Below are 11,733 nucleotides of genomic sequence, written 5' to 3' on the forward strand. Positions count from 1 at the left end.
TAGCCCGGTGTCATCCGCCCAGGAAACCGAGGATGTCCCTGTCACCGCGCTCGCGCAGCCTGCCCAGGATCTCTTCGCGGGTGGCCGTGTCGGGCAGTCCGATCCTGGCCCCGATCAGCCGCAGCCCCTCGATCTCCGAGCTGACGGGCGCGGTGTACCCGATCAGGTAGAGCGCCCGGTTCACGGGCGGCATCCCGACGGGCGCGGCGGGCAGGTAGCGGGTCAGCAGCTCGCCGCCGTCCGACACGGTCAGGAACACGTGGTCGCCCTCGCCCGCCTTGAACTCGGCCAGCACGTTGCGGATCGACCCCATGGTCGGCTGGTTGTGCCAGCTGATCACCACGTCCCCGGACGGCACCGAGGCGGTCAGCTGCCCGCCTGGCGCCATGCCCAGGTACGCCGCGAACCCCGTCGGCAGCGGCGACCCCGACCCGCGCAGGTGCTCGGCGTTGATGTCCACCCGGTGCCACCAGCGCCCGTCGCGGGAGCGGAAGCTGCGCCGGGTCTCCGACACGTCCTTGCGCGGCTGGTACGGCTCCGCCTCGCCGCCCCCAGAGGTGCCCGCCACCCGGATCCAGCCCCGCTGCGTCCGCTCGAACCCCGGCCCGCCCGAGTACGCCCGCACGGAGCTCTCGCTGACGTCGTACTTGGAGGTCAGGTTCGTCACGATCGTGCTCACCGACGCCTCGCCGCCGGCCCGCTCGATCTCTCTGGCGATCATCTCTCTGATCCCCAGGTACTCGTCGCCGCCCCACCTGGTCAGCCCGTACTTGTTCCGGTCGATCCGGCGGAAGCGCTCGTCGGCGGTGAGCTGGTTGCGGATGCCGACCAGGCTGTAGTCCTCGCCGATGCGCTCCTGGATCTCCTCGGGCGACAGCGGCCCGCCCGCCACCGCCAGCACCGCCTCGGCCTTCTCGTTGATGCTGCGCGGCCACGGCACCACGTGCTGGCCGAGCACGCGCAATTGCGGCACGGCCAGGATCCACCGCTCGGCCACGTCCTCGCGCACGCCGAGCTGCGCCACCATGGACACGGCCTCGCCGAGCGGGCGCGGCCCGTCGGCGAAGAGCTGGCGCGTCTTCTCCCTCAGCTCGTCGGCCCCGCCCGCCACGAGCCACCCGTCGGACTGCTCGTAGCCGGTCAGCAGCGTGCGCACGAACCGCCACACCGGGATCCCCAGCGTCCGCAGCTCGGTCCGGTGCCACGGCACGGCCGCCTGCAGGTCGTCGGCCGGTACGGCGGAGCCCAGCCGGGTACGCAGCCACGCCACGTGCGCCACCAGCGCCGCCGCCTGGGCGCCGCCGAGCCACGCCTCCACGTGGTCGCGCAGGTCGCGCTCGATCTGCCTGATGCGCTCCCGCGTCACCGAGAATCGCTGCGCCAGCTCGTCGAGCGTGGCCCGCTGCGCCGCGTACAACCGGTCGCGGGCGATGGCCCGCTGCCGGTCGTCCAGCGCGGCGAACAGCTCGTCGATCACCTCGGGCAGCGGCTTGTCCGGCCGGGACGGCACGGGCACGGGCACGGCGTCGGGCGCGGGCTCGAGCAGCCGCTCGAACACGCCGATGAACAGCTTCTGCACCACGTCCTTGCCCAGCGACTCCGGCGTCCGCTCGGCCTCGGCGGGGTCGGAGAAGCGCAGCAACGGCAGGATGTCGCCGAGCAGCAGATGTCCCCAGCAGGCCACGGCCAGGTCGGCCAGGTGGCCCGCCACGGTCTGCGTGCCGACGATGGCGCACGCGCGGTCGAGGGGAATCGCCTGCCACCAGGCCTCGGGCAGCTGTGGCTCCTCCACGATCGGCGCGATCTGGCCAGGAGAGGTCCAGCGCACGGGTGGCGCGAGGTCGCTCAGGCTGAGGTTCATTGAGGTCCAACCGGCAAAGGGAAGTATCCGCAGTTCAGACTATGTGATCAGAGGGGTAAAAATGGGCTGCCTCTTCCGTAATGGGAGATATAGAGCATCGCACGGGCGCGCGTGCAGGCGACGAACAGTATGCTCCGTTCGCGCTGCAGAGCTCGAGCCCGTGCGCCAGGTTCTTCCGGCAACGGCTCGGGAACCACGCCCTCCGCCACGCCGACGAGCGCCACCCGCTCGAACTCCATGCCTTTCAGATGCTGGAAGGTCGCGGCCCGCACGTCCAGGCCCTCCAGAGCCTTCCTGGCCTCCCGGACGAGCCGGGTGTTGCGGGCGCCGACGGCGATCTCATCGGCGGGCACGCCGTCCGCCAGCCACGCCTCGATCGTGTTCCGCAGCCCGGCCAGCTCGGCCTCGGCGGAGTCGTACGCCCTGATCATCGGCCGTTCGCCGTGGTGCGTGGCGCGGTAGCCGTACATCTCGGTCGCCCCCTTGACCAGACCGGGCACGGGACCGCCGCCGCGCAGCCGGACCACGAAAGACAGCAGCTCCTGCGGCAGCCGGAACGAGACCCTGAGCGTGGCCTGGACGGTGTGGATCCCGACCGCGCCCAGCGCCACCCGCGTGTCGGTGACCCGCTGGTGCGGATCGCCCACGATGAACAGGTCGTCACGCGCGCGCGGCGCCGCCGCCCGCAGCAGCCGCCACTGCGCCGGGCTGATGTCCTGCGCCTCGTCCACCACGATGTGACGGTACGGCTTGCGCCCCGGATCCACGTCGTCCAGCAGGTCGCCGGTCGTGATCGACAGCAGCCTGAGCGCCTCGTCCGTCAGCTGGGCCAGCGTCCGCGCGCCCGGGCCGACCAGCGGCGGGCGGCGGCCCTCTGAGCCGGCCACGATGCGCATGGCCAGGCGTTCGGCGTTGTCCACCTCGACCCGCTTGCGTACGATCTCGTCCTCGATCAGCACGTCGAGCCTGGCCGACAGCTCCTCGGCGAGGCTCTGCGAGAACGTGATGAGCAGGACGGGACCGCTGCCGTTCGCGGCCAGGTGGGCGGCGCGGTGCAGGGCGATGACCGTCTTGCCGGTGCCCGCGCCGCCGATGACCAGCACCGGATGCTCCTGGCGGGCCGCCCTGGCCAGCCGGTGCTGCGTCGGGTGCAGGAACGTGCACCACTCCGGCGCCCCCAGCACCCGGTCGAGCGCCACCTTGTCGGCGGCGAACGCCGCCCGGTCCGGGCTGCGCAGCAGCGCCGCGTGCAGGTCGTCGGTGTCGATCGGCCCGGTGCCCGCGTCGGAGGAGCGCCAGGCGTCCAGCTCGCGCCAGGCCTCGGAGAGCGAGCCGCCGCGGGCCAGGGCGGCGAGCGGCAGGTGCTGGGTGGGCGGGAGCAGCGGTTCGAGCGCGGCCACGTCGGCCTCAGTGGTGATGAGCCGGAACAGCGGCAGGGCGTGCACGTCGATGCCGAGGGCCAGCAGGTCGCCGTCGCAGATCGGGTCGAACAGCCGCGACGGCCTGATCGACCTGCGCAACGCGGGCTCCACCCGTTCCAGGGCCTCGGCGTCCCACTCCTCGACGACGCCGACCACGGAGTTGACGCCGTACCTGTGGCGTCGCGCGTACGACCAGGCCTCGGGGTCGGGCAGCACCCTGCGCAGCCAGTACACGTCCCGATGCCGCACCACCACCCCGCGATGCCCCTCGGCCAGGCGCAGGGTCGCGACCCGGGGATCCCTGGCGCCCCGCACCCGCTCGGGATGCGGGGCGCCGGACACGTTCAGCAGGAACCGGCGCAGCGCGACCACGGCGTCCCTGCGCACTGGCTGGGCCAGTGCGCTGAGCTCCCTGGGAAACTCAGGGCCGATCGCGAGCCGCGGCACCGGCTCAGTCCAAGAGGGCGAGCAGGTCGCGGTCCCCGCGTTCGCGGAGCCTGGTGAGCAGGTCGGGCAGGCTGACCGGCCCGGTCATGCCGATCCTCGTGGCGATCACCCTGGCCGCCTGGTCCCGGGTGCCTCCCGGGGCCGTGTACCCGACCAGGCGGAGCGCCTTGGTGATCTTCTCGGCTCCCTGTGCGGCCACCGGCAGGTGCCTGGCCCGCAGCACGCCCTCGTCCGACAGCGTCAGGAACAGGTGCCCGCCCTCGCGCGCTCCGACGTCCACGAGGAGGCGTTCGATGGATTCGAGCACCGGCCTGCCGTGCCACGTCATGGTCAGCTCGCCCGCGGCGCTCCTGACCGTCCTGCTCTCGCCCGGCGAGAGTCCCAGGTACGACGCGAAGCCCGTCGGCAACGCGCACTCGCCGCCCGCCAGTTGCTCGGCGGTCACGTCGATGCGCAGCCACCACCGGCCGTCCGGCTGCCTGAAGCAGCGCCTCGTCTGGGAGACGTCCTTCAACGGCTGGTACGGCTTGTGCTCCTCGGCTCCGCCGTTGGCCTCGCCCGCCGGAGGCGCGACCGGCATGAACGCCTGGAACTGCGGCGGTCCTGGGGGCGGCGGCAGCGGTCCGGGACCGAACGCCGAATTAGGCGGGGGCGGCAGATCGATCTGGGGCTGCGGCGGGGGCGGCAGGTCCACCTGCGGCTGCAATTGCAGCGACCGGTCCGCCTGGGGCTGCGGCTGGAACGACTGGTCCGGCTGGGGTGACAGGGTCGCCAGCACGAACTGCCAGGCGGGCACCTCCAGCGCGCGGATCTCCAGGTTGTGCCAGTCGGCTGCGCCGATCAGCTGCTCCTTGGGCGCCGCCGGGCCGAGCGTTTTGCGTAGCTCGTCCAGGTGCGCTCGGTACGGCGCCGCCTCCTCGCTGGCCAGCCACTGGCCCAGACGTGCGCGGAACTCGTCCTCCGTGGCGGAGATCTCGGCGGGCGGGACGGCGAAGAGCTTGGCCAGCTGGTCAACGGCCGAGGGCTCGTCCGTGAACACCCTGTTCTGCGCCACGGCCCAGCTCTTGTCATCCAGGCCGGCGAACGCGGCCTCGATGAGCTGGGGCAACTCCTGGGGGGCGCCTGAGCTGACGCCCTCCCGCTCGGCTTCCGCGCTCTCCTGCGGGACGCCTGCCCCTTCGGCCGGCGCGCCCTGCGGGACGCCCGCCCCTTCGGCCGGCGTGGCCTCGGCCGGCGCGCCCTGGGCCAGCGCGCCTTCGGCAAGCGCGGCCGCCTCTTCGGCCGCCGGCTCGGGGGCGGGTTCATCGGCGGCGTGGAGCACGGGCTCGGGCCCGTCGCCCTCTTCGGCGGCAGGCTCGGCGTCGGCGTCCAGCACCGGCTCGGCACCCTCAGGCACGCCTTCCTCGGCCACAGCCTCATGAGGCACCGCGTCCTGACGCGCGTCGGGCTCAAGGCCGCTCTGGCCCGGTGCGACGGCCTCGGACTGGCCTTCGTCCGGTGCGACGGCCTCGGACTGGCCTTCGTCCGGTGCGACGGCCTTGAGCTCGCCCTCGGCTCCGGGGACGGCCTCGCTCGGCGCGCCCTCGTGAGATGCCACGGCCTCATGAGGCGCCGGCTGCTCGCCCTCCAAGGCGGCCGCGCCCTCGACGGCGTCGGTGCCCTCGGCCGGTTCCATGGCCTGGGCAGCCTCGGCGGCCCCCATGGCGTGCGCGGCCTGCGCGGGCTCCTCGGCGGCGGGCTCGGCCTCGTCGGCTGCGGGCCCGGCGGCGAACGGCGGCGCGGGCTCGGCGACCGGCCCAGGCGTGTGCTCCGCCGCGATCGCCCCGGCGGCAGGCTCCTCGGTCCCGGGCGCCGGCGCCGGCTCGCCAGTGACGGGCTCAGGCGCCCCGGCGGCGTGCGCCGGTGCGGCCGCGGCCACACCCCGCGTACCGTCCCGGGGCGCGGTGACCGACGGGGTCGCCGGGGCCGCGATGGGGCGTGGGTTCGCGAGACGTACCAGGACGGCCGAGAACAGCGTGTTGAGCACCGCGCGCGCCTGGATGAAGGGCTGGTCGGCCAGCTCCCGGCTGGTCAGCCCCAGAAGCCCGGCCCACGAGCCGGCCCGGTCGAGCGCGATCGCGACGGCGGGCTCGTCGGCCTCCTCCGGGTCGAGGACGTGCAGCGCGGGTAACACGTCGCCCACCGCCGCCGCGGGCCAGTGCTCGAGGGCGATCTCCGTCAGGAGCTCGCCCAGGGACTCCGGGCCGATGGCGGCGAGGACACGTGGCATGGGCAGACTGCGCCACCACGCATCCGGCAGCTCCGGCTGCCCGGTGAGTAGCGTGATCGTCGACGCGTCGCTCCACCTCAACGGTGGTACGAGGTCGCTCAGGCAGAAATTCATCCCGTTCCGTTCACCAGCCCCTCACGCCGCCGCAGCGGTGCAGCCATAATCTCGCCGCCCACGGAACAGACCATAGTCCGGCAAAACAGCCTTACGCATCATGCACTACGCATCAGCGCCGAACGGCGGCAAAGCGTAGACGCACGTAGTCGGCCATCCAGCCAGTCTCCCTGCGAAGCGCGGGCGCCGCCAGTTCGTTGACACGACGGAGCAGGGGTTCCACGATTTCCGGCGGGAGCCCTTCGAGCACCGGGGCGGCGAACATGCGCACCCAGTCGGCGGCCCCGCGGGGGCATTCGTCGAGTGGGGTCGGCCGGTCGAAGTATTCGAGCAACCTGACGACGAAACCCTCCTGCTCGAGGCGGCGGGCGTACTCGGCAGGCGTGGGAAAGTACCACGGCAGGTCGGGCTCGCGCAGGCCGTACTCGCGCCAGGCGGTCAGCATCGCGGCGGTCAGCTCGGCGCAGTTGCCCGACCCGCCCATCTCGGCGACGAAGCGCCCGCCGGGGGTGAGCGCCTCGCGGACGTTGGCGATCACGGTGCCGGGATCGCGGCTCATCCAGTGCAGCGCCGCGTTGGAGAAGACCGCGTCGTACGGGTCCACCACGGTGAAGTCGTGCCCGTCCCCGATGATGAAGTCGATGCCGGGGTATTGCGCCAGCGCCTTCTCGATCATGGCGGACGACCCGTCGATGCCGAGGACGTCCGCACCCCTGAAGGCGATCTGCGCGGTGAGCATCCCCGTGCCGCATCCGAGGTCGAGCACGCGCTCGCCGGGCCGCGGATCCAGCAGGTCGACCAGCGGCGCGCCCTGCGTCGAGACGTAGCCGAAGCTGCTGTCGTAGGCACGACTGTTCCACCGCTCCAAACTCGGTGTGTCGTATCGCAAGACGATCAGCTCACATTCGTCAGACATCGGGCCCCCGTGGCCGTGCTGTCTGCTCACTTTAGAGCCTGTACGTCCCAACGACATATCAAGTCACATCGGACTCATCCCACGCTTTTTGTCCATTCCTCCTTCAGGTACGCCTTCGCCGCGTCTGCCTGCGGAATCGTCATGAGGACGGGCGGCCCCGGCGCCTTGGGAAGTTTGGCGGCCTGCTCGGCGTCGAGCGTGCCCTTCATGAGCATGGCCTCGCCGCGCGCCGGCCTGGCCCAGCCCTTCTGGAGCAGGTTCTGGCCCTCGTCGGAGAGCAGGAACTCCTGCCAGAGCCGGGCGGCGGCCGGGTGCGGGGCCGTCTTGTTGATCGCCTGTACGTGGTAACCGCCGAGCGCCGCGTCCCGCGGGATCGTCACCCGCCACGCGTCGGGATGCCCGGCGCTGCGGGCCGCGTTCAGGTGGTCCCAGGCGACGATCGCGTTGGCCTTGGCCGGCTCGGTGAGCCGCCCGGCCTGCTTGAGCTTGGCGAACAGCTCGACCCCCTGCTCCGGCTGGGGCGCCCCCGACCGCATGGAGGCGGCCATCACGCCGCCGAACGCCGACGCCGAGCGCAGCGGGTCGCCGTCGAGCGCCACCCGGTAGCCGGGATTCAGCAGGTCGGCGAAGGAGACCGGAGGCTTGACCTCGCGCGGGTCGTACCCGATGGACATGTAGCCGCCGTAGGCGGCGTACCAGGCGCCGGACTGGTCCTTGATGTGGTCGGGCAGGTCCTGCCAGCCCTGCACCCGGTACGGCGCGAACCGGCCGGCCTCCTTGACGGCGACGTCCATGGTCAGGTCGAACACGTCCGGCTTGAGTTGCGCGGCCGCGTCGATCTGGCGCCGGCTGCTCGCGCCGGGCTCGAGCTCGTTGACCTTGAGCCCGTACTTGTCGGCGAAGGTGTCGATGACCTCGCCGAAGTTGACCCAGTCGCGGGGCAGCGCGATCACGTTGAGCCCACCCTCGCGCTTGGCGGCCTCGGCGAGCCGCTCCATGGTGGCGAAGCCGGTCTTCAACGAGCTCGCCTGGACGTTGACCGGCGGAAGATTCTGGGCGGAGGTGGATTCTGTGGACGACGCGCCGCATCCGGCGCTGGCTAGGATGGCTGCTGCGGCGGCGCAGATACGTACGGTCACACAGTGAATACTCGCTGTTACATTCGCTCAGGTCGAGGAGGCGCGGCCGGGACGACCTTGGCCGCCACCAGCGTTTCTTCGAAAATCTCCACCAGCGTGCCGTCCTTTTTACGGACGCGCAGCACGCCGCCCTCCCAGGACTCGAGGATCCCCACCGCGTCGCGAAACCCGCCGGGGACGCGCCTGCGGGTGGTGATCCGTGCACCTATATCCTGAGTTGTGATGGCGATAACGAGGCGTGCGGCCACGAGTTTGCCACCCTCCGTTTCGGCCACCTGGTAAGCACGGCAATACTAGGGCGTAGCAAACCGCGGTCAGAGAGTCATGCCATGGTGCGGAGAAGAAGGAGCTCGAGGTGACCTACGTCATCGCGCAGCCTTGCGTGGACGTCCTGGACAAGGCGTGCATCGAGGAGTGCCCCGTCGATTGCATCTACGAGGGCGAGCGCATGCTTTACATCCACCCCGACGAGTGCGTGGACTGCGGCGCGTGTGAGCCTGTATGCCCCGTCGAGGCGATTTTCTATGAGGACGACCTGCCCGAGCAGTGGAAGGACTTCTACAAGGCGAACGTGGACTTCTTCGAAGACCTCGGCTCGCCCGGTGGCGCCTCGAAGGTCGGCAAGATAGACAAGGACCACCCGGTGGTGGCCGCCCTGCCACCGCAGGGCGAGGACCACTAGCAGGTTCCGGCACGCCGTGCGCGGGGGCATCCAGGCCGGGTGCGCCCCGCCCCTGTGGCGTGCCGCACGCTTCGTACGGCATCGCAACACCCTGGAGAACCGTGAACAACCTGCCCGACTTCCCCTGGGACCGGCTGGAGCCGTACAAAGCGCGTGCGCTCGCACATCCCGACGGCATCGCCGACCTCTCGGTCGGCACGCCCGTCGACCCCGTGCCCGAGGTCGTCCAGAACGCCTTCGTCCAGGCCGTCGACAGCCCCGGCTACCCCTTCACCCACGGCACCACGGCGCTGCGCGAGGCCGCGGCCGGGTGGCTGCGGCGCAGGCACGGCGTAACCGTCGATCAGCAGGACGTGCTCCCGCTGATCGGCTCCAAGGAGTTCGTCGCATGGCTGCCCACCTACCTGGGTGCCAGGCGAGTGGTCTTCCCCGAGCTGGCCTACCCCACCTACGACGTGGGTGCCCGGCTGGCAGGGGCGGTGGCCACGGCCTCCGACAGCACGCTCGCGCTCGGCCCCGAGCACGTGGACCTCGTCTGGGTCAACTCGCCGGGCAACCCCACGGGCCGGGTGCTGCCCGCCGAGCACCTGCGCAAGGTGGTCTCCTGGGCGCGCGAGCGCGGCACGATCGTGGCCTCCGACGAGTGCTACATCGAGCTCGGCTGGGAAGAGGAGCCGGTCTCGATCCTCCACCCCGATGTCTGCGGCGGCTCTCACGAGGGGTTGCTCGCCGTCCACTCGCTCTCCAAGCGCTCCAACCTGGCCGGCTACCGCGCCGGTTTCGTGACGGGCGATCCCGTCCTGGTCAAGCGGCTGCTGGAGACCCGCAAGCACGCCGGCATGATGATGCCCGCTCCCGTCCAGGCGGCGATGACGGCGGCGCTCGGCGACGACGCGCACGCCGACGCCCAGCGCGAGCTGTACGCCGCCCGCCGCGCCCTGCTGCGCCCCGCGCTGGAGCGGGCGGGCTGGAGCATCGACCATTCGACGGCAGGGCTGTACTTCTGGGCATCGAACGGGCAAAGCGCCTGGGATCAGGTGAGCAAGCTCGCCGAAATCGGCATTTTGGTCGCGCCGGGTGACTTCTACGGACCGGCAGGTGGACGGCACATCCGTATCGCCGTCACCGCCACTGACGAACGTATCAGTGCGGCAGTGCGCCGCCTCCAGTAGGATCGCCCGTCATAGCAAGCCGTACGCGCTTGAACGCATAAATCGATAAGGGCTTTTGCCGAGGCAGACCGCGAGTGGAGCGAGCTGATCGATGAGCATGACCTCCATGGTCGTACTCGGGCTGAGCATCGCCCTGGTCCTGCTGTTACTGGGCGCCTTCTGGGCCACCTTGCGGCAGGACAGGAAAGGCCGTGCGAGCACGCCGGCGCCGGCGGTTGAGGTTGCTCCCGTCGAGACCCCGCTGCCGGCTCCGGTGAGCGCGCCGGGGCATGCCGGCACCGACTACACCGACCCCCGCACCATCCGGGTCGGGGACCGGATCGAGGTGCACGGCTCGCCGGCGCGCGTGCTGGGCGCGATGCACATCTCCTGGCAGGGGCAGCAGTGGACCGAATACCTGCTGCGCGACGCCTCCCGCCGCTTCCAGTGGCTTTCCGTCGAGGTACGCGACGGCGATCCGCCGCATCTTGAGGTGCTGCTCTGGACCGACGTGCCCACGGAGGGCATGGTCCCGGCCAAGAGCATGCTGATCATGGAGGGCGTGGAGTTCTTCCCGATCGAGCGGGGCACGGCCGCGTTCAAGAGCGAGGGCGAGACCGGCAACCCCGACCGGGGGCTGCTCGACTTCGCCGACTACCACGCCTCCGACGGGCGGCTGCTGTCCTTCGAACGCATCCAGGGCAGCACATGGACGGCCAGCTACGCCCAGCCGCTGCCGCCTGGCTCGATCTCCATCATCCGCCGCGCCACCTGACCCCGGTCCGCCAGAAAGGCTCCCACCGGCCCTCCGTACGCCGCCCCGCCCCTGCGAACCAGCGCAGCTCGCACGGGCGCGCAATTGCGACACGCGTGCGCGTGGGCGTCAGGACAGCTCGACCTGGGTGGCGCCCGACGCCTCGCCCGCCTGCCAGCCCTCGACCTCGATGTCGTTGGACCAGGTGGCGCCGCTGAAGCGGACGCGGCTCAGCGCGTACTTCTCGGCATGGGCCACCGACCACGCGGCGACCAGCCACCCGCGCTTCTTCGTGGTGATCGCCGTGCTGCCGAGCGCCCTGGCGAGCTGCTTGCGCGCCTCCGCGGTCTTGGGCCGCGACGCGGGCGTCTTGGTCGTCGGATACCAGCAGTGCACGGCCTGCGGCACGCGCCCGGTGAACGCGGCGGCGAGGACCTTGGCATCCTCCTCGTGCGGCGCGTACGCGTAGCCGCCCGCCGAGCGCTGCACCGCCTGGGCCGCCTCCGCCAGCGGGATCTTGCGGTAGTTCTTCACCTTGACCAGCGCCGAGAAGAACTTGTTCGTGGCGTAGACCGGGTCCATGAGCTGCTTCTTGGTGCCCCAGCCCTGCGACTCCCGCTGCTGGAACACGCCCACCGAGTCGCGGTCGCCGTGGTCGAGGTTGAGGAGCTTCGACTCCTGGATCGCGGTCGCGTACGCGATCACCACGGCCCGCTCGGGCAGCTTGCGCCGCGCCGCGACGGCGGCGATGGTGGCCGAGATCTGCGCCTGCTCGGGATCGAGGTCACGCTCGCCGCCCGGCGTGCGCACAGTGCAGCTCGCCTCGGGAATCGCCAGCTCTGGCGCCTTCTTCAGCAGGTGGTACAGGCCCACAGAAATGCCCACGGCGAGCACGACGACGATGATCGCGATGGTGATGACTCCACGGGAGAAGCGCACGTGCACCCTGAAAAACCTACCCGGCCGGATAAGCTCCGTG

The 11,733-nt window shown here is 71.3% G+C and carries 10 protein-coding genes; 3 read left to right on the forward strand and 7 right to left on the reverse strand.

Annotation, left to right across the window (positions count from 1 at the left end):
* Positions 1–10: 10 nt before the first annotated feature.
* From EJK15_RS28100 to EJK15_RS28130, 6 genes are all read right to left on the reverse strand, one after another.
* On the reverse strand, positions 11–1,861 hold the full coding sequence (locus EJK15_RS28100) for a sigma factor-like helix-turn-helix DNA-binding protein (RefSeq protein WP_138713481.1): 1,851 nt from the start codon (positions 1,859–1,861) through the stop codon (positions 11–13).
* Positions 1,862–1,908: 47 nt separating this feature from the next.
* Complete coding sequence (locus tag EJK15_RS28105; protein WP_138713482.1) at positions 1,909–3,729, reverse strand: UvrD-helicase domain-containing protein; 1,821 nt, start codon at positions 3,727–3,729, stop codon at positions 1,909–1,911.
* A 4-nt stretch (positions 3,730–3,733) separates the two neighbouring features.
* Entirely contained in the window at positions 3,734–5,998 is a 2,265-nt protein-coding gene (locus tag EJK15_RS28110) for a hypothetical protein (protein ID WP_206061144.1), read from the reverse strand.
* Between the two features lie 226 nt (positions 5,999–6,224).
* Entirely contained in the window at positions 6,225–7,028 is an 804-nt protein-coding gene (locus EJK15_RS28120) for a class I SAM-dependent methyltransferase (protein ID WP_240777262.1), read from the reverse strand.
* A 74-nt stretch (positions 7,029–7,102) separates the two neighbouring features.
* Entirely contained in the window at positions 7,103–8,167 is a 1,065-nt protein-coding gene (locus EJK15_RS28125) for an ABC transporter substrate-binding protein (RefSeq protein ID WP_240777263.1), read from the reverse strand.
* Positions 8,168–8,184: 17 nt separating this feature from the next.
* The gene (locus EJK15_RS28130) at positions 8,185–8,442 is read right to left on the reverse strand and encodes a putative acetyltransferase (protein WP_240777264.1); all 258 of its coding nucleotides are present in this window, start codon (positions 8,440–8,442) and stop codon (positions 8,185–8,187) included.
* An 80-nt stretch (positions 8,443–8,522) separates the two neighbouring features.
* Here EJK15_RS28130 and fdxA point away from each other — a divergent pair, with 80 nt between their 5' ends.
* From fdxA to EJK15_RS28145, 3 genes are all read left to right on the forward strand, one after another.
* Positions 8,523–8,849, forward strand: coding sequence for a ferredoxin (gene fdxA, locus EJK15_RS28135; protein ID WP_080047500.1), 327 nt, complete (start codon positions 8,523–8,525; stop codon positions 8,847–8,849).
* A gap of 101 nt (positions 8,850–8,950) precedes the next feature.
* A complete protein-coding gene (gene dapC, locus EJK15_RS28140) occupies positions 8,951–10,021 on the forward strand; it encodes a succinyldiaminopimelate transaminase (RefSeq protein ID WP_138713485.1) in 1,071 nt (356 codons plus the stop codon).
* Positions 10,022–10,112: 91 nt separating this feature from the next.
* Positions 10,113–10,775: a DUF4178 domain-containing protein gene (locus tag EJK15_RS28145; protein WP_240777265.1), complete on the forward strand. Its 663-nt coding sequence runs from the start codon at positions 10,113–10,115 to the stop codon at positions 10,773–10,775.
* A 108-nt stretch (positions 10,776–10,883) separates the two neighbouring features.
* On the opposite strand, the gene EJK15_RS28150 is transcribed toward EJK15_RS28145, so the two are convergent.
* Positions 10,884–11,699 (reverse strand): hypothetical protein, encoded by an 816-nt coding sequence (locus EJK15_RS28150; protein ID WP_240777266.1) that lies wholly within the window; start codon positions 11,697–11,699, stop codon positions 10,884–10,886.
* Positions 11,700–11,733 lie beyond the last annotated feature (34 nt).

It is taken from the genome of Nonomuraea basaltis, from assembly GCF_005893125.1.
GTDB classification, from domain to species: domain Bacteria; phylum Actinomycetota; class Actinomycetes; order Streptosporangiales; family Streptosporangiaceae; genus Nonomuraea; species Nonomuraea basaltis.

What these genes read in the sequence shown, in the direction of transcription:
- EJK15_RS28100 (WP_138713481.1), bottom strand. Translation starts at nt 1,861, where the DNA reads ATGAACCTCAGCCTGAGCGACCTCGCGCCACCCGTGCGCTGGACCTCT.
- EJK15_RS28120 (WP_240777262.1), bottom strand. Translation starts at nt 7,028, where the DNA reads ATGTCTGACGAATGTGAGCTGATCGTCTTGCGATACGACACACCGAGT.
- EJK15_RS28110 (WP_206061144.1), bottom strand. Translation starts at nt 5,998, where the DNA reads ATGCCACGTGTCCTCGCCGCCATCGGCCCGGAGTCCCTGGGCGAGCTC.
- EJK15_RS28145 (WP_240777265.1), top strand. Translation starts at nt 10,113, where the DNA reads ATGAGCATGACCTCCATGGTCGTACTCGGGCTGAGCATCGCCCTGGTC.